The sequence below is a fragment of the Bifidobacterium sp. SO1 genome (assembly GCF_018555335.1).
Taxonomy (GTDB): Bacteria; Actinomycetota; Actinomycetes; order Actinomycetales; family Bifidobacteriaceae; genus Bifidobacterium; species Bifidobacterium simiiventris.
In genome coordinates, this window is the sequence record NZ_JAFEJR010000002.1 from 89537 (window position 1) to 108175 (window position 18639).

Annotated in this window: 15 protein-coding genes; 12 read left to right on the forward strand and 3 right to left on the reverse strand. The window is 64.0% G+C overall.

Annotation, left to right across the window (positions count from 1 at the left end):
• Positions 1 to 46 precede the first annotated feature (46 nt).
• Genes JS541_RS02560 through JS541_RS02570 form a run of 3 tightly spaced genes read left to right on the forward strand, consistent with a single transcriptional unit; the run spans position 47 to position 2776 of the window.
• Complete coding sequence (locus JS541_RS02560; protein WP_240539215.1) at positions 47 to 652, forward strand: alcohol dehydrogenase; 606 nt, start codon at positions 47 to 49, stop codon at positions 650 to 652.
• A 4-nt stretch (positions 653 to 656) separates the two neighbouring features.
• Positions 657 to 1694, forward strand: coding sequence for a prephenate dehydratase domain-containing protein (locus JS541_RS02565; RefSeq protein WP_214372882.1), 1038 nt, complete (start codon positions 657 to 659; stop codon positions 1692 to 1694).
• Entirely contained in the window at positions 1688 to 2776 is a 1089-nt protein-coding gene (locus JS541_RS02570) for a prephenate dehydrogenase/arogenate dehydrogenase family protein (protein WP_214372884.1), read from the forward strand. Before JS541_RS02565 ends, JS541_RS02570 begins: the two co-directional genes overlap by 7 nt.
• Before the next feature lie 27 nt (positions 2777 to 2803).
• Here JS541_RS02570 and JS541_RS02575 read toward each other — a convergent pair whose 3' ends face one another.
• The 3 genes from JS541_RS02575 to JS541_RS02585 all read right to left on the reverse strand — a co-directional run bounded on the left by JS541_RS02575 (position 2804) and on the right by JS541_RS02585 (position 7291).
• Positions 2804 to 3055 carry a DUF6725 family protein gene (locus JS541_RS02575; protein ID WP_214372885.1) on the reverse strand — a complete coding sequence of 84 codons (252 nt, stop codon included), beginning with the start codon at positions 3053 to 3055 and terminating at the stop codon, positions 2804 to 2806.
• A 364-nt stretch (positions 3056 to 3419) separates the two neighbouring features.
• Positions 3420 to 6353: an FtsX-like permease family protein gene (locus JS541_RS02580; protein WP_214372886.1), complete on the reverse strand. Its 2934-nt coding sequence runs from the start codon at positions 6351 to 6353 to the stop codon at positions 3420 to 3422.
• Positions 6350 to 7291, reverse strand: a complete 942-nt coding sequence (locus JS541_RS02585; RefSeq protein ID WP_346428283.1) for an ABC transporter ATP-binding protein — start codon at positions 7289 to 7291, stop codon at positions 6350 to 6352. Before JS541_RS02585 ends, JS541_RS02580 begins: the two co-directional genes overlap by 4 nt.
• 157 nt (positions 7292 to 7448) lie before the next feature.
• Between JS541_RS02585 and JS541_RS02590 the strand changes: the two genes are divergently transcribed.
• The 9 genes from JS541_RS02590 (at position 7449) to JS541_RS02630 (ending at position 18630) form a co-directional block, all read left to right on the forward strand.
• On the forward strand, positions 7449 to 8399 hold the full coding sequence (locus tag JS541_RS02590; RefSeq protein WP_214372887.1) for a tyrosine recombinase XerC: 951 nt from the start codon (positions 7449 to 7451) through the stop codon (positions 8397 to 8399).
• A 383-nt stretch (positions 8400 to 8782) separates the two neighbouring features.
• The gene (locus JS541_RS02595; RefSeq protein ID WP_214372888.1) at positions 8783 to 10432 is read left to right on the forward strand and encodes an ABC transporter substrate-binding protein; all 1650 of its coding nucleotides are present in this window, start codon (positions 8783 to 8785) and stop codon (positions 10430 to 10432) included.
• A 246-nt stretch (positions 10433 to 10678) separates the two neighbouring features.
• The gene (locus tag JS541_RS02600) at positions 10679 to 11605 is read left to right on the forward strand and encodes an ABC transporter permease (RefSeq protein WP_214372889.1); all 927 of its coding nucleotides are present in this window, start codon (positions 10679 to 10681) and stop codon (positions 11603 to 11605) included.
• A 20-nt stretch (positions 11606 to 11625) separates the two neighbouring features.
• Positions 11626 to 12597: an ABC transporter permease gene (locus JS541_RS02605; RefSeq protein ID WP_214372890.1), complete on the forward strand. Its 972-nt coding sequence runs from the start codon at positions 11626 to 11628 to the stop codon at positions 12595 to 12597.
• A 10-nt stretch (positions 12598 to 12607) separates the two neighbouring features.
• Positions 12608 to 14629, forward strand: a complete 2022-nt coding sequence (locus tag JS541_RS02610; RefSeq protein ID WP_214372892.1) for an ABC transporter ATP-binding protein — start codon at positions 12608 to 12610, stop codon at positions 14627 to 14629.
• 84 nt (positions 14630 to 14713) lie between these two features.
• Entirely contained in the window at positions 14714 to 15574 is an 861-nt protein-coding gene (locus JS541_RS02615; RefSeq protein ID WP_214373135.1) for an exodeoxyribonuclease III, read from the forward strand.
• A gap of 155 nt (positions 15575 to 15729) precedes the next feature.
• A complete protein-coding gene (locus JS541_RS02620) occupies positions 15730 to 16590 on the forward strand; it encodes a DUF3710 domain-containing protein (protein ID WP_214372893.1) in 861 nt (286 codons plus the stop codon).
• Between the two features lie 17 nt (positions 16591 to 16607).
• Positions 16608 to 17312 (forward strand): DUF3159 domain-containing protein, encoded by a 705-nt coding sequence (locus tag JS541_RS02625; protein ID WP_214372894.1) that lies wholly within the window; start codon positions 16608 to 16610, stop codon positions 17310 to 17312.
• Positions 17313 to 17361: 49 nt separating this feature from the next.
• Entirely contained in the window at positions 17362 to 18630 is a 1269-nt protein-coding gene (locus JS541_RS02630) for a TRAM domain-containing protein (protein ID WP_214373136.1), read from the forward strand.
• Positions 18631 to 18639 lie beyond the last annotated feature (9 nt).

Sequence of the window (18639 nt, forward strand, 5' to 3'; positions counted from 1 at the left end):
AGCGAAAGGGATCGCGAATGCGGTCCCTTTTCCTATACTGGAACGCATGACTTTGCACAGGGCATCAAGCGACATCGAACAGCTGCCGTGGTCGTACCGGTTCGGGTATCCGGTTCGACTGCTCATCACCGTGGCGGCCGGCGTCGGCGCGGCGGTGATCGGCACGTTCGCGCACCGTATGGGCGCGTCGATGAACATTCCGTACGGGCTGGTGCTCGCCTATGTGATTCTCGGCCTGTCCACATGGTGCGCCCGGTCGCGGTGCGGCATCACCGGTCTGGCGGTGCATCTGATCGCCTCGACCACGACCGCATGGATGATCGCGGCCGGCAGTGGCAACGACGCGCTCACTCCGATCGGCTTCAACAGCGACAGCATGCCATATTTCAGCCAGAAGGCCGGCTATCTGTGGCTGATCGGCATGATTATTGTGCAGCTCGCGTTCGCGTTCATGCCTCCGACATGGTTCCGCCTCGACGCGCCGAAGACCGCACAGACCGCAACATTTGATTCGGCAACGACTGTGGATTTGCCCGAACACGATGGGGAATCGGCCTCGACCGATGACGCGTACGACGATACGCAATCTGATCCGTCCGGCGATGCTGTGACTGGGAATGATCGGTCCGACTCCGCATCTCAGGAACAGTGATCTCATGACCCGCATACTGCACTATCTCGGCCCGCAAGGCACGTTCACCCATCAGGCGGCGATCAGCGCGGCTTCTGTGCTGCGCCCGCTCGAACCGGACGGCATCACGCTCGCCGCCGAACCGGACGTGACCGCGATCCTCGACGCCGTGCAGACCGGCGGCGATTGGGGCGTGATCGCGTGGGAGAACAACATCGAAGGCTATGTCGTGCCGAATCTTGATGCGCTCATCGACTCGCGCAACGTGGCCGCGTTCGTCCGGGTCGGCGTGGACGTGTCGTTCGACGCGTTTGTCAGGGCCGGCGAGACCGACGATCACGGCGCGGATAATAATCAGGTCGTTGCATCCTATGCCGACGAACTGATCGCGAACTGCACGACGATCACCGCGCACCCCCACGGGCTCGCACAGTGCAGGCGATTCGCTGCGGACCATCATCTCAAAGCCGTGCCGGCCGCGTCGAACGGCGCCGGTTGCCGCGATCTCAAACCCGGTCAGGTCGCGCTCGGCCCATCCATCTGCGGCGAACTGTACGGGCTGACCCGCGTCGCCACGGCGGTCGAGGACTATCCGGGCGCGCACACCGAATTCCTGGTGCTCGCTCCGCGCGACGAGGTCGCGGAACTGTTGGCGAGGATGCGGGCCGATACGACCGAATTCGAATCCGTCGTCGCGTTCATCCCGCTGTACACCGGTCCGGGCGTGCTCGCCAATCTGCTTGATGTACTGCGCGACGCGGGCCTGAACATGACCAGCTTCATCTCCCGCCCGATCAAGGGACGCGACGGCACATACAGCTTCATCGCGACGATGGATGCCGCGCCGTGGCAGGAGCATTTCCGCGCCGTGCTCACCGAAGTCGCCGAACATGGCGACTGGGTGAAAACGTTGGCCGTCTACCCGCGCCGCGAACGGCCCAGCCCGCCCGTCTACGCATGGTCGCTGCCCAACGGGGGAGTGCGGCTTGACTCCGATAATGTGAATGACTCGAGCAATGCGTGGCAGGACGACGATACGACACGAAAGGAGCTGCTGTGGTAGCTGGGAACGACAACGTACGCAACGGTGATGTTCGTGTGACCGTCGAAAATGTGCATGACGGTACGGATTCGGCTGGCATGACCGATATGACCGTCGGCATCGTCGGACTCGGCCTGATCGGCGGCTCGTTGGCGCGGCGGCTCGTGCGGCGCGGCGTGCGAACGATCGCATGGAATCATCGTGACCATCCGTATGCGCAGGCCGAGGCCGACGGTATCCGCTGTGTACCGACGTTGGCCGAATTGGCCGCGGCGAAACCGGCCGTGATCGTACTATGCAATCCGCTCAAGGCCATGCCGGCGATTCTGGCCGTATTGAAGCCGGTACTCGATCCGGCCGCGACCACGCTCACCGACGTGGGCAGCGTCAAAGGCATGGTGCGCGACCAAGTCGAAGCAGCCGGACTGGAGGAGTGCTACGTCGGCGCGCATCCGATGGCCGGCAACGAACTGTCCGGGTGGCAGGCCGCCGATCCGGCACTGTATGACGATGCGCTGTGGGCGGTCACCGTGCGTGATGACACTGCATACGCGCGTTGTCATACCGTGATGCGACTCATCACCGAAGGCGTCGGCAACCGTGTGATCGTACTCAACGATACGGTGCACGATCAGGCCGCCGCGTTGATCTCGCACATGCCGCACGTCGTCGCGACCGCACTCATCAACCAGCTGACCGACGATCCGAACCGCAACATCGCCGCCGCGCTCGCCGCCGGATCATGGCGTGACATGACGCGCGTCGCGCTGACCGACCCCGACCGTACGAGGGCGATGGTCGACGAGGACGCGGCGAACGTGGAGGCATTGCTGCGGTCGGTGGCTGTTCGTCTGACGGCCGTGGCCGATGCATTGCACTACGGTGACGACGATGCGATGACCCGCTTCTTTACAGACGGCCAGCCATTCCGTGACTACAAGATGGCTCAGCGATCGGCAACCGTGTGCTACGAGGAACGTGACGTGCCATTCGATCCGTCGCACTGGCAGACCGATCTGCTGGCATCTGCGCGTCGTGGCGAACACATCATCGGATTCGCCAGCGACCATGCCGTTCGAGTGCAGGTGCGCTCCGCGGTGTAGGACCGCACCTGCACGTGCCCATGACTGCTACGGGCGGGTGAAATTCCGTTCGGGGACGGGCTTCAGGGTGATGATCGTATCCGCGTCGATGCTTACCCGTTGTGCGGGGCGTGAGCCGTTGGCGGCGGCGTCGCGCGACAGTTCGAGCAAATGCCCGTCCCACGAGAGCACGTGTCCGACGTAGTCGCGGTACTTCATACGATGATCGACCGGATCAACGCCTTCGGACACGCGCACCACTACGCGCGCATGGGCGGGAATCTCATTGGGAATCGGCATGATGGCCTCCTTCGGCGATGAACGTGTCTTCCATCGTAACCCGTCAAAGCCCCCTCAACGTGGAGACGAGGTGAATATGTTGGCGCGTGTATTGCATGTGGTATCGCGCGTTGCGCGATGCGGTGTTTGTTTGGCGGCCTACCGGCCGCGACGCTCCCTCAGTCAGCCTACGGCTGACAGCTCCCTCAGCCGAGGGAGCCGAGGCTCCGCCAGCGTCATACGTGATGGAATATGCGCTGCCGCCTGCTTAACGGCAAGGTGATTTGGTTGCTTTTGACGCAATAACAACCGTATCTGAGTCCATGATCGGACCATGTGACTCGGTTACGGCCGTAATCATTTTCAATCGGGGAACGACAGCCGATCAGTCGGTGGCGACGGCGTTGAGGACGGGGACCTTGAGGGCGCGGCGGGCCGGCGGCAGGGCGGCGATCACGCCGATCACGATCGACAGCGCCAGGAACGCGCCCAACTGGCCCCATGGCACGCTGAGCTTCTCCAGACCGTTCGACTGGTACACCTGCTGGATCACCGCGCCTGCGCCCGTGCCGACCACCACGCCGAGCAGCGTGCCCAACACGGCGATCATCGCCGCCTCGATCGCTAGCATGCCGCGCACCTGCATGCGCGACGTGCCGATCGCCCGCAGTAGACCGATCTCACGAGTACGCTCCGAGACGCTCAACGCCAAGGTGTTGACGATGCCGAACACCGCGATCACGATCGACAACGCCAGCAACGCGTACAGGATAATGAGAATCTGATCGACCATCGTGCTCATCGTCGACTTGAACTCCTCGCGATCCTGCACGTTCACCACGTAATACGATTTCACCGCGTCGACCAGCCGCGTCTTCAGCTTGGCCGTATCCACGCCGGACTTCGCATTGATGAATAGCATGATCGTGAACATCGTGTACTCGTTGGCGATCTTGCCGGCCAGCGCATCGTTCATGAGCACCATCGACCGGTACACCGAGTTCTCGATGATCGCGCCGACCTTCGCCTGCACATGAGTCTCGACGGTTTTCGTCTTCACCAGCGTGGACGGATCCACGTTCTTCGCATCCTCGGCCACTTGTTGTGCCTCGGCGGCCTTAGCCTGTGCGCCGGCCGTGTCGCCGGCCGCCAGCAGCGTCTGTGCCTGGGTCTGCAAACCGGCGATCTTCTGCTGCACCTGCGACTGATACTCGGCCTGCGCCTTCGCGGTCGCCTCTTCGTTGACCACGATCTGCCGGCCGTTGACCGTGACCGTGTCGCCGACCTTCCAGCCGTTGTCCTTGGCGACCGTAATGCCGACGACCAGTTCTCCGTCTCGCAGCGCACGATCCGCGTCTCCCGCATTCGTGACCGGCGCGAACACTTCGGTGAACAGCGACGGCTGCTCCGCGAACGTCATCGCGGACGATTTGTCGTCGCCGGAACCGTACGTGACACCGAGCAGCATGCGCGACTGCGAGACGGAACCTACGCCGTCCGTCTTCTTGATCGCGTCGATCGCGGCGTCGGGAATACGACCGCTCGAAGCGGACATGGCCGAAAAATCGGATTTGAGACCGCTGTCGACGATGCCCGCGACCGACGCTTTCGCCGACGAGGCGACCACGCCCAGACAGCTTACGATCGCCACGCCCACGAACAAGGCGGCCGCCGTGTTCGCCGTACGCCGCTTGCTGCGCGCCAGATTACGCATCGCCAGTCGGCCGGTGACGACAAATACGTGCGCCGGAATCCAGCCGAGCACCACGCTCGTCGGCCCGACCAATGCCGGGGCAAGCACGATCACGCCCAACACCACGAGTCCAGCGCCCACGCCGAGCGGCCACCCGGTGCCCAGTGACATACCCCAATCATTCAGCCAATTCCACGGCGAGATCGTTACCGTATCATCGGCCTTCGCCAATGCGATGCGCCAGCAGAACAGCCACGAGAGAGCGCCGCACGCGATCATCAGCATGCCCGCCACGCCACGTGGCCACACCGGCTTCTCCGGATTCACCGTCTCGTTCATCGCCTGAATCGGCGGGGCCATCGCCGCACGCCGCGCCGGCAGCGCCGCGCCAAGCAACGTCACCACCACGCCGACGACCAAGCCGACCAGCATATCCGACGCGCTCGGGTCGACCGCGCCGGTCATCGGCATACCCATCCGATCCATGCCGAACACGATCAGTCGCACCATGCCCCAGCCGAGTCCGATGCCGCACACCGAACCGGTCAGGCCGAGCACGATCGCCTGCACGATCACCGTGGAGAACACCTGCATGGGGGAGGCGCCCACCGAACGCAGCAGCGCGTAGCCGCGCATCGACTCGCGCACGATCATCGAGAACGTGTTCGCGATGATGAACGAGCCGACGAACAGCGCGATCACCGCGAAGATCAGAATCAGCGGCTGGATGAAGCCGAGCGCCTTCTTGGTGGCCGCCGCACTGTCGTCGCGCACCTGCTGGCCGGTGACCGCGCGGGCCTTCGACCCGGCCGGCAATGCCTTGTTGATCCGGTCGGCGAGCGTTTGCTGCTGGGCGACGGTCAGCGGCTTGCCATCGTTGGCGGAACCGTAGACGCCGATGTTGCGCACCATGTTGATCTGACCGGTTTCCTGCTGGAAGTAATCCTTGGCGACGTTCGGCGCAAGTCCGACGATGATCGCGCCGGCTTGGCTGGAATCGGTGGAGAACAGGCCGACGACCTTCACGTCGGCCGCACCGTCCGGATAGACGAGCTTGGTCGTGTCGCCGATCTTCAGTCCCGCGGTTTCGGCGGCGAACGTATGCAGCGCGACCTCGTTCTTGGCCTTCGCCCAACGGCCGTCGGTGAGCGTGGCCGACCGCCACGTGCCCTGGCTCAGACCGAGCGCGACCGTGGGCGCTCCGGTGGTCGACGCGGCGTTGCCGTCCTTGCCGACGAGCACGATGCCGGACACGGAGTAGGTGATCGCGACGGTCTTCACGCCGTCGACCTTGCCGATCGTGTCGGCCAGCGACGCGTCGATGCGGTTATAGGTCTTGGATGCGTCGGACGAGGACGACGAGCCGGATGCCGACGATGATGAAGATGAAGACGATGATCCGGACGACATCGCCATCATGTCGTCCGCGGTCTTGTCCTCCTTGCTGCCGCGCACATACACGTCCGCGTCGGAGTTCGAGGCCATCATCTGGTCGACCTGATTGCCCATCATCTCGCGGAAGCAGAACGAGCCGACCACGAACGACACGCCGAGCGCGATCGCGATGATCGACATGATGAAGCGGCCGAAATGGGCGCGGGCGTCGCGCAAACCGATGCGGATCATGCGCGCTCCTCGGAAGAGATCTCTCCGCTCGCTTCGCTCGGTCGAGATGACAGGGAGGAAGGGGCGCTCGGTCGAGACAATAAGGAAGAGGATTCGCCCGAGCGAGATGACGCGGACGGTTCGCTAGGAGTCGAATCCTCATTGTCATTTCGACCGGAGCGCAGCGGAGCGGAGAAATCTTCCGCCGCCTCATCGCCCTCGCCAGCGAACACCTCGAGAATCTCGTCATACGTCGGGTGCCGCAGATCCTGCGTGATGCGGCCGTCGGCCAATACCAGCACGCGATCCGCATACGAGGCGGCGCGCGGGTCGTGCGTCACCATCACGATCGTCTGACCATACTCGCGCACCGAATCCTTCAGGAATCCCAGCACTTCGCGACTCGAATGCGAATCGAGATTGCCGGTCGGCTCGTCCGCGAAGATCACGCTCGGCCGCGCCATGATCGCACGCGCGCAGGCCACGCGCTGCTGCTGGCCGCCGGACAGCTGGCTCGGCCGGTGCGTGAGCCTTGAACGCAGCCCGACCACGTCGACCACCTTGTTAAACCAGTCGAGATCGATCGGTCGCTTCGCGATCTGCAACGGCAGCAGGATGTTCTCCTCGGCCGTCAGCGTCGGCACCAGGTTGAACGACTGGAAGATGAACCCGATCTGGTCGCGGCGCAGCCTGGTCAGCTGCCGCTGGTTCATCGAGGACACCTCGAGCCCTTCGACCACAACCTTGCCGCTCGTCGGCTGGTCAAGTCCGGCCATGCAGTGCATGAGCGTGGACTTGCCCGAACCGGACGGTCCCATGATCGCCGTCATCTGCCCGCGCATGAACTCGACATTCACGTGGTCGAGCGCGACGACCTGCGAATCCTTGTCGCCGTAGGTCTTGGTCAGGTCGATCGCACGGGCGACGACCTCGTCCCCGTCCTGGCCGGCGGGCGTGATTCGGGCACGTGCCGGTCCGCGGGACGCCCCTGCTCCGATCGATGCCGATGATGTGCTGTGCGTGGCAGAATGACGTCCCATATCGTCCCCGTTTCCCGTCGATGATGCTATGCATAGTGTATAAGGAGACGGGTATGGTGACCGGGGGAGGACAGCGATGGCATTCGACGACGAGCTGGCCGCTTTCCTCGCCTATCTCAAGGCCAACAAGGGGTTGAGCGCGAATACGCTCACAGCGTATCGTGCGGATGTCGGCTCGTGCCTGCACACGCTTGCATTACGCGGCATCGACGAGTTGGGGCAGATCACGACCGACGACCTGCGTTCGTGGATGGCGCACGAGTCGCGCACGCATGCGCGTTCCAGTATGGCCCGCAAGGTCGTGGCGGTGCGCGGGTTCTTCGTATGGGCGCACGAGCACGGGCGCATGCCGGCCGATCCGGCAGCGGTGATCATGACGCCGAAGATCGCCGACACATTGCCGGCGGTGCTCACCGAAGCGCAGGCCGAACGGCTCATGGACGAGGCCGACGGCGAGGCCCGGTCGGCCGAGGACGATGACAGTGGGGAAGCGGACGGCCGGTCGGAACGTGGATTGCGGCGGCACGCGGTCAGGCTGCGTGATGCGGCGATGTTGGAACTGCTGTACGCAACCGGCATGCGCGTAGCCGAACTGACCGGACTGGACATACGGGACGTGGATTTCGCGAGCCGGACGGTGAAGGTGATCGGCAAAGGCAACAAGCAGCGCGTGGTGCCGTTCGGCGCTCCCGCGGCGCAGGCGATGACCGATTGGCTGCGCGACGGCCGACCGGCGCTGGCCGGCGACTGCGGAGACGCGCTGTTCGTGGGCGCCCGGGGCGGCAGGATCGACCAGCGGATCGTGCGCGAGACCGTGCACCGGAATGCGCGGACGGCCGGCGTGCCGGACATCAGCCCGCACGCGCTGCGTCACAGCGCCGCCACGCATCTGCTCGACGGGGGAGCGGACCTGCGCGAGGTGCAGGAGATGCTGGGACACTCCTCGCTTAAGACCACGCAGCGCTACACGCACGTGTCGATCGAACAGCTGAAGGCCCGGTATGCGCAGGCGTTCCCGCGGGCGTGACCTTGCCGCATAGTTAACGTGGGCGTAACACGAATGACGATTTTCGTGGAACGAATGATGAGCCGAAAATACGTAGCATATCGGTCGAAGATGAACGAAACCTTATGATTTGCAGGGCGATTAGCGATAACGAGATCGGTGAGATCGCCTAAGATCGGCGTCATTCCACGTTACGGACAACGAACTGGCGCATGACGAGGATATGGGACACAATGAGGATTGATCAGCAAAGGGGTTGGCCGATCCGGGAAGCCGGGCCGATTGGGCTCGGCGGGACGGGCGGTCAACCCTTTTGCGTAAGTCGGTTCGTCCGTCCGAAACTGCTGCATAAGCGGCAGGAAGACGGGACGCGGGCCGGCCCATCAATGGAATAGGAGAAATTCATGAAGAAGAAAGCTCTTGCTTTCGCGGCTGCTGCCTGCTCTCTGGCCATGCTGCTCAGCGGCTGCGGCTCTTCCAACAACGCCAGCAACACCGCTGCCAATGGCGGCAAGATGATCATCACCGCCGGTGATTCCGAACCGCAGAACCCGCTCGTCCCGACCAACACCAACGAGACCGGTGGCGGCGTGGTCGTCGACCTGCTGTTCTCCCGCCTGGTGTCCTTCGATGCCAAGGGCAACGCGCAGAACGAGGTCGCCGAGTCCATCACCCCGAACGATGACGCCTCCCAGTACACCATCAAGCTGAAGTCCGGCTGGAAGTTCACCGACGGTACGCCGGTCACCTCCGAGTCCTTCACCAAGGCCTGGTCCTACGGCGCGAACGCCAAGAACGCGCAGAAGTCCTCCTCCTTCTTCTCGACCATCAAGGGCTTCGACGAGCTGCAGGACGCCGACAAGCTCAAGGGCGACGAGCAGCTGTCCGGCCTGACGGTCAAGGACGACACCACCTTCGTCGTCGACCTGAACCAGCCCGACGCGACATTCCCGATCAAGGTCGGCTACTCCGCGTTCGCCCCGCTGCCGGAATCCTTCTGGAAGGACCCGAAGGCCTTCGGCGAGAAGCCGGTCGGCAACGGTCCGTACAAGTTCGAGTCCTGGGACCACAACAAGGAAATCAAGATCGTCAAGAACGACGACTACAAGGGTAACGACGCCGCCAAGAACGACGGCATCACCTTCAAGATCTACACCGACGACGACGCGCAGTACGCCGACGTCCAGTCCGGCAACCTGAACGTGATGCAGTCCGTCCCGGCCTCCGCCACCAAGACCTTCGAGAAGAACAAGAAGCTGCAGGCCTACAACAAGGCCGGCTCCGTCTCCCAGACCTTCACCATCCCGTCCAACCTCGAGCACTTCGACGTGACCACCGAGGAAGGCCAGCTGCGTCGTCAGGCCATCTCCAAGGCCATCAACCGCGAGCAGCTGACGGACAAGGTCCTCAACGGCATCGGCACCCCGGCCGTCGACTTCACCTCCCCGCTCATCCCGGGCTACTCCGACTCCCTCAAGGGCGTCGACAACCTGAAGTTCGACGCGGCCGCCGCCAAGGAACTGTGGGCCAAGGCCGACAAGATCTCCAAGTACACCGGCCAGCTCACCTTCGCGTACAACGCGGACGGCGGCGCCAAGCCGATCTACGACGCCATCGTCAACCAGCTGAAGAACAACCTGGGCATCGACGTCGCCACCAACCCGATGCCGACCTTCCAGGAGTTCCGTAACGCCGTCACCGATCGCCAGATCAAGGGCGCGTTCCGTACCGGCTGGCAGCCGGACTACCCGTCCGCCGAGAACTTCCTGTACCAGCTGTACGATTCCGCCGCTGCCGATGGCAAGGGCTCGAACGACGGCGACTACAAGAACAAGGAGTTCGACGCCCTGATGACCAAGGCGTACGCCGCCACCTCCACCGAGGATGCGAACAAGATCTACCAGCAGGCTCAGGAGATCCTGCTCAACGATCTGCCGTCCATCCCGCTGTACTACTCCAACGCCGTCGCGGTCGCCTCGCTGAACGTCGAGGGCCTGGAGCTCAACTGGCAGAACGTGCCGATGTACGAGAACATCACCCTCAAGTCCGAGTGATTGCTCTGATCATACGGTCGAACTGACCACGTAGTGAGACGGGGAACGGAAGTGATTCCGTTCCCCGTTCCTTATATATAAGTACATATGGATGGCGTATTTCATCTTCACGTCATCCTTACGAAACATTCAAGTCGATCCATAAGGTAGACTAACGAGGTACTTGGCGATCGGCCGGGTATCTTTCCCATGCCTTTCTGGCGTTTTCCGTTATCACGGCCGATCCATAAGAATAAGGAGAAACCGATGGGTAAATATCTTCTGCGACGTATCCTGCAGATGATCCCCGTGGTTCTCGGCGCGACGCTGCTGGTCTATGCACTCGTCTTCGCGTTGCCGGGCGATCCGGTCAAGGCGATGTTCGGTGACAAGCCGGTCAATGAAGCGGTCGCCGCCCAGATCCGCGCCGAATACAACCTCGACAAGCCATTCATCATTCAGTACCTGCTGTTCCTCAAGAACGCGCTCACGCTGAACTTCGGCAACACGTTCGCCGGCCAGCCGGTCATCGACGAGATCGCCCGCGCGTTCCCGGTGACCATCAGGCTCGGCATCATGGCCTTCTGCTTCGAAGCGATCTTCGGCATCATCTTCGGCATCATCTCCGGCCTGAACAAGGGCAAGTGGTATGACACCGTCATCCTGCTCATCTCCCTGCTGCTCATCTCCGTGCCGACCTTCGTGACCGGCTTCGCCGGCCAGTACTTCCTCGGCGTCGAGTGGAGCCTCATCCCCGTGACCGCCGGAAGCGACCCGGGCTTCTTCGACCTGCTGTTCCCGGCTATGGTCCTCGGCTCCGTGTCGATGGCGTACATCATCCGCCTCGCCCGTTCCGAGATCTCCTCGAACATCGCCGAGGACTACGTGCGCACCGCGCGCGCCAAGGGCATGAGCAACATGTCCGTCATGGTGCGCCACGTCCTGCGCAACTCGCTCATCCCGGTCGTCACCTACCTCGGCCAGGACCTCGGCGCGCTCATGGGCGGCGCGATGATCTCCGAACAGATCTTCAACATCCACGGCGTCGGCTTCCTGACCTACCAGAGCATCCTCAAGGGCGAAGGCAACCTCGTGGTGTCCATCGTGACCCTGCTGCTGCTGATCTTCGTGATCTGCAACCTGATCGTCGACCTGCTGTACGCGGCCCTTGACCCGCGCATTCGTTACGCGTGATCGAGAGGAGGACAAGCATCATGACTGACGAAACCAAGACCTTCCCCGAAACCGTCGTGCTGCCCGGACAGGAGCGTTACGTCGCCCCGATCGAGGAGACCCCGCTCCAGGACGTCGACAAGGTCGACGAATCCGCACCGGCCTCGAGCATGTGGGCCGACGCGTGGCGCACGCTGCGCAAGAACCCGCTGTTCATCGTCTCGGGCATCCTCATCGTCTTCATCGTGTTCGTCGCGCTGTTCCCGGGCGTGTTCACGAAGATCGACCCGAACTACTGCAACCTCGACAACTCGCTGGGCGACCCGGAGCCGGGCCATCCGTTCGGCTATGACTTCCAGGGCTGCGACGTGTTCGCCCGCACCGTGTACGGCACGCGCACCTCACTGTCCGTCGGCATCCTGTCCACGCTGATCGTCGTGCTCGTCGGCACGCTCATCGGCGCGGTCGCCGGCTTCTTCGGCGGGTGGGTCGACGCCCTGCTGAGCCGTATCATCGACATCTTCTACGCCATCCCGTTCCTGCTGGGCGCCATCGTCGTGCTGCAGATGTTCCGCACCAACAGCTCCATCTGGAAGGTCGTGCTCGTGCTCGCCCTCTTCGGCTGGGTGTCCACCGCGCGAATCGCCCGCGGCTCGGTCATGGAGGCCAAGAATCTCGAGTTCAACACCGCATCCACCGCGCTCGGCTCCACCCCGATGCGCAACCTGTTCAGCCACATCATCCCCAACGCGATGGCCCCGATCATCGTGATCGGCACCACCTCCCTCGGCTCCTACATCGTGTCCGAGGCGACGCTGAGCTTCCTCGGCATCGGCCTGCCGACCACCACCGTCAGCTGGGGCGGCGACATCTCCCAGGCGCAGACCAACCTGATGACCAACCCGATGGTGCTGTTCTACCCGTCCGTGGCGCTGGCCATCACCGTGCTGAGCTTCATCATGATGGGCGACGCGGTCAAGGACGCCATCGATCCGAAGAGCCGTACGGCCTGAGTCTCGAAGGATGAGTGACATGGAAACTACGAATAGCAACGAGAAGCTCGTCGAGATGCAGAAGGCCCAAGGCCCGCTGCTCGAAGTCAAGGACCTCAAGGTCGACTTCACCACCGACGACAACCGCGCCGTGCACGCCGTGCGCGACTCCTCCTTCAGCGTCTACCCCGGCCAGTGGGTGGCCATCGTGGGCGAATCCGGCTCCGGCAAGTCCACCTCCGCCATGGCCGTGCTCGGCCTGCTGCCCGGCACCGGCCACGTGGTCGGCGGCTCCATCAAGCTCGACGGCCAGGAGATCGCTGGCTTGAAGCCCAAGGAGTTCGACAAGCTGCGCGGCACCAAGATGGGCCTCGTCCCGCAGGACCCGATGAGCAACCTCAACCCGGTGTACCGCATCGGCACCCAGGTCAAGGAGGCGCTCAAGGCCAACGGCATGGACGTGGCGCACGAGAAGCGTTCCGCACTGGCGAAGGCCCTGGCGGGCGACGAGGTCGCCGTCAAGTCCAACGACGATGAAACGTTCATCGGTTCCGCCGAGCTGCCCGCGCTGCTCGACGCCGCCAAGGACGCGCTCGCCAAGATCGGCGTAACCGGCGAGAAGGCCGACGCGTTCATGAAGGCGTTCAAGGACGAGTGGGTGCCGGGCTCCGAAACCCGTTGGCGTGTGGCCGACGACCTCATCAAGGCCGGCGTGGCCGACGACGACGCATGGGTCATCGCCAAGAAGCACGTCACCGGTTCCACGCTCAACGACCGCATCGCCGGCCTGCTGTCCGAGGCCGGCCTACCCGACGCGGCCACGCGCGCCCGCCAGTACCCGCACGAGTTCTCCGGCGGCATGCGCCAGCGCGCGCTCATCGCCATCGGCCTCGCCTGCCGCCCTGAGCTGCTCATCGCCGACGAGCCGACCTCCGCGCTCGACGTGACCGTGCAGAAGAAGATCCTCGATCACCTGCACTACCTGACCGACTCGCTGGGAACGGCCGTGCTGTTCATCACCCACGATCTGGGTCTGGCCGCCGAACGCGCCCAGCACATCGTCGTGATGTACAAGGGCCAGGTCGTCGAATCCGGCCCGTCGCTCGAGGTGCTCCAGCACCCGCAGCATCCGTACACCAAGCGTCTCGTGGCCGCGGCCCCGTCGCTCGCATCCCAGCGCATCATCTCCGCGCACGAGCGCGGCGAGAACGCGGACGCGCTGCTCGAGCACCACGTCGTCGGAGAGGATGCGCTCGAAAAGAGCGAGAACATCATCACCGTCGACCACCTGACCAAGGAATTCAAGCTCCCGCGCAAGAAGGAGATGTTCAAGGCCGTCGACGACGTCTCGTTCTCCGTCAAGCGCGGCTCCACGCTGGCCATCGTGGGCGAGTCCGGCTCGGGCAAGTCCACCGTGGCGAACATGGTGCTGAAGCTCCTCGAGCCGACCGCCGGCACCGTGACCTACGAAGGCAAGGACATCGCCGGCTTCAAGGGCAAGGAGCTGCTCGACTTCCGCCGCCACGTGCAGCCGGTGTTCCAGAACCCGTACGGTTCGCTTGACCCGATGTATTCGATCTACCGTTCGATCGAGGAGCCGCTGCGCATCCACAAGATCGGGGACACGAAGAGCCGCCAGAAGCGTGTGCGCGAGCTGCTCGACATGGTCGAGATGCCCGAGTCCGTGATGACCCGTTACCCGAACGAGCTGTCCGGCGGCCAGCGCCAGCGCATCGCGATCGCGCGAGCGATGGCCCTCAACCCGGATGTGATCGTGTGTGACGAGGCCGTCTCCGCCCTCGACGTGCTCGTGCAGGACCAGGTGCTGCACCTGCTCAACGACCTGCAGGCCGAGCAGGGTCTGAGCTACCTGTTCATCACCCACGATCTGGCCGTCGTCCGCCAGATCGCCGACGAGGTCGTGGTGATGCAGCACGGTAAGCTCGTGGAACACGCCACCACCGACGAGGTGTTCGCGCATCCGAAGATGCAGTACACCAAGGATCTGCTCGACGCCATCCCGGGCGGCAAGCTCCAGCTCGGCCTCGACTGATCCTGAATCGCAATACGCCCTGACAGGCTCCCCTTGACGCATAAGGGGAGCCTGTTTTGGTATGCGGCGTGTATCATGAGCCGCATGACCATCACCATCACCACGTCGAATGTCAACGGCATCCGTGCCGCCGAACGCAAGGGCATCGCCGATTGGGCAGGCCGCAACACCCCTAACATCTGGTGCATGCAGGAGGTGCGCGCCCCGCAGCCCGACATCGACCGCATCATCGGCGGGTTCGGCTTCGAGTACGCCACCGCTGGGGCCGTGTCCGATCCGGCCGAACTGACTTCGATGAACGAGATCTGCCGTGTCAAGGGACGTGCCGGCGTCGCCCTGTTGTCCGACCTGCCGGTCGTCGCACGTCGGTACGGCCTGCCGGGACTGGGCGATGACGTCGACTCCGGCCGTTGGATCGAGGCGGACGTCCGCACGCCGCAGGGCTACGAGATCACCGTCGTATGCGTGTATGTGCACGCCGGCAACACCGACGACCCGGTGAAGATGCAGCAGAAATACCGGTTTCTCGACACCATGCTCGTGCGCATGGGCCAGCTGCGCGACGAGGCGGCGCACGGCGGGCGTCAGGCCGTGCTGTGCGGCGACTTCAACATCGCGCACACGCCGCTCGACATCAAGAACGCCAAAGCCAACGAGAAGCACGCCGGATTCCTGCTCGCCGAACGCAGGTACGTCGACCGCTGGCTGGGGGAGCTGGAGTTCGTGGACGTGATGCGCGACCTCGCCGGCGACATCCAAGGCCCGTACACATGGTGGAGCCAGCGCGGCCGCGCGTTCGACAACAACGTCGGCTGGCGCATCGACTACCAGTTCGCCACGCCCGAACTGGCCGAGACGGCACGCGGGTTCGTGATCGACAAGGCGCCCACCTACGACGCGCGATGGTCCGACCATGCGCCGCTGACGATCACGTATGACGTGTGATTTCCGCTGTCCGATAGACGATATGCACCGCTGACGGGCATCTCAGCGGCGCATATCGTCTAGCCGCCGGACGATCCGCACCGCTGACAGCCAATCACAAGGTGTAGTGCTACGCTAGTCGAGGTTGCAACCGCATAACGAAACGAGGAACACCAATGGGACTGTTTGGATTCGGCAAGAAGAAGCACCAGGACGAGGACGCCGCTGAGCGCGAGGCCGAAAAGGCCGCCGACGAGGCCAAGGACGAGGCCGAAAACACCGCCGACAAGGCCGCCGCCCAAACCGCCGAGGAGCATTACCCGACCGAGATCGTCAGCGCATACGAGGGCCGCGGCGAGGAATACGGCCCGTGGGATGTCAACGACGAGGACGTGATCGACTACGACATGCATCTCGACCTTGGCGCCTATTACCTGCCGTATCTGCAGGGCCTGTCGCTGCGTCTCAAGGCCAGCCGCGCCGACCAGCAGATCCTCGGCTCCACCATCTCCTACGGTTCGTCCAGCCTCGAGATCGAGGCGTTCGCCGCGCCGAAGAGCGCCGGCCTGTGGGACGACGTGCGCGCCGACCTGATCGCCGCCAACAAAGGCGCGACCGAACAGCCGGGCGTGTTTGGCACCGAAATCAAGCTGCCGGTCCAGCTCAAGGGCGGCAAGACGCTCGTCACCCGCATCGTCGGCGTGGATGGCCCGCGCTGGATGCTGCGCGGCATCTTCTCCGGCACGGCCGCGACCGACCCGAACGCCGATGAGACGATCGCGCTCAACAAGTTCTTCGCCGACGTCGTCGTCGACCGCGGCGAGGAGCCTCTCGCGCCGCGCGACCTGATCCCGATGCACCCGCCCGTCGCCCCGGCCGAACGCAAGGCCGCCGCCGCGGCCGCCGCTGGCGAGACGGAAGGCAAGGAGCACCTCAAGGACATCCCGAACAAGCCCGACGGCCCGTTCGACACCGACCAGCAGGTCGAGGTCAAGACCACGCTCTCGCGCGGCCCGATGTTCTCTGAAGTCCGCTGACGGGACCCAGCCAGTCCATGGCCGAAGAGAACCAGAAACGACGCACCGGCATGGCGTCGCTCGCCAATGCCGGTGACGGCAGCGATTTCTCCGTCATCGAGGCGATCGGCGGCCCGCGCGGCGTCGTCGAATCGATGCTGCCGGGCGTCGTGTTCGTCGTGATGTTCATCGTCACCAGCAACCTCAATCTCACGATCGCCGTCTCCGCCGCACTGGCCGTGATCCAGGTGATCGTCCGGCTCATGCAGCGCCAGTCCGCGATGGGCGCGCTGAGCGGCCTGATCGCGGTCGGCATCTGCCTGATCTGGGCGTGGAAAAGCCACGAGGCACGCAACTACTACATGTTCGGCTTCATTTCGAACGCCGTGTATCTGGTCTTGCTCACGCTGTCGCTGATCGTGCGCGTGCCCGGCCTCGGCCTCATGGTCGAATTCATCAGGTCCCTGCCGACCGAGCATTTCAAGACATGGTTCGACGACTGGATGCACGACCGCGACCTCAAACGCGCGTACATGATCGTGACCTCATTGTGGATCGGCGTGTTCGCGCTTCGGTTACTCGTGCAGGTGCCGCTGTATCTGACTGACCATGTCGCCTTGCTCGGCACGGCGAGACTGCTCATGGGCATCCCGTTCTGGGCGCTCGCGATCTGGGTGTCGTACCTTATCATCGCCACCCCGCTGCACCGTCACAAGGCTGCCGCGCAGACAGACAACCAGTAACCGGATACCCCGTTTGTCCGGACAACCAGACCGCAAGGAGTACTACGTGATGGACGTTCAGGTGCGCATCGAACGTTATGCCGACCAGGGCCGGTGCGTCGGCCATATCGACGGACGCGTCGTCTTCGTGCGCTTCGCCCTGCCCGGCGAGCTCGTGCGCGTGACGTTGGACGAGCCGCACGACCGCGACGACCGTTTTTGGACAGGCGAGGTCACCGAAGTGATCGAGGCGAGCGAGGACCGCGTGGCCCCCGCATGGCCGCTTGCCGGTCCTCTGGCGATGGGCGGCGGCGTGGGCGGCGCCGACCTCGTGCATGTGAGCCTTCCAGGCCAGCTGCGTTGGAAGGCCGTCACCGTATCCGAACAGCTCAGTCGGCTCGGCCATATCGACGTGCCCGTGCCGATCGAACGTATGGATGGTGACGAGGCGCTCGGCGGATTCCATTGGCGCACCCGCATCGAGATGATCGCCGACGACGACGGGAACCCCTCGATGCGCCGACGCGGCTCGCACGTGCGCGTTCCGATCGACACGATGCCGCTCGCGACCAAGACATTGCTCGCCGTGGCCGAACGCGAGCATACCTGGGACGGCGGCTTCGAACCCGGCTCGCAGATCCGCCTGTCCGTACCCGAACCGCGTCCCTCATCCGAAACGAACGACAAAGCCGATAACTACGCCGTGCTCGTCGACGGCGAACTGCGTTCAGGCAGCCAGCGGCTCGTCGAACGCGCCGACATCGCCGGCACCACGTTCGAATACACGGTCGACGCGAACGGCTTCTGGCAGATTCACCGCCAGGCGCCGATCGCCCTGCCGAACCACGTCATCTCGCTCGCCCGCCAGGAGATCGGCGAGAATCAGTCCGCCTGCATCTGGGACCTGTATTCCGGTTCCGGCCTGTTCACGCTGCCGCTGGCCACGCTCGTCACGCCGCGCACGCGCATGCTCAGCGTCGAAGGCGGCCGCACGGCCGTCAAGAGCGCGCAACGCAACCTGCGGCACCTGAACCTGACCGACGTGGACGCGCGATGCGGCGACGTGGCGAAAACCCTCGCCAACGTGCCCGCACACCTCGCACATCCCGACCTCATCGTGCTCGACCCGCCACGCGCGGGCGCCCGGGCCAAGGTCTGCCGTCAGATGGCCGCCTCCGGTGCCCGTTCGATCATCTACATCGCATGCGACCCGACCAGCCTGGGCCGCGACACCGGCACGCTGCGCGAACTCGGCTACGAACTGGCCGACGTGCGCGCGTTCGACATCTACCCGATGACCCACCACGTCGAGACGGTGGCGCTGTTCCGCCGCGCGTGAATGCAGTAG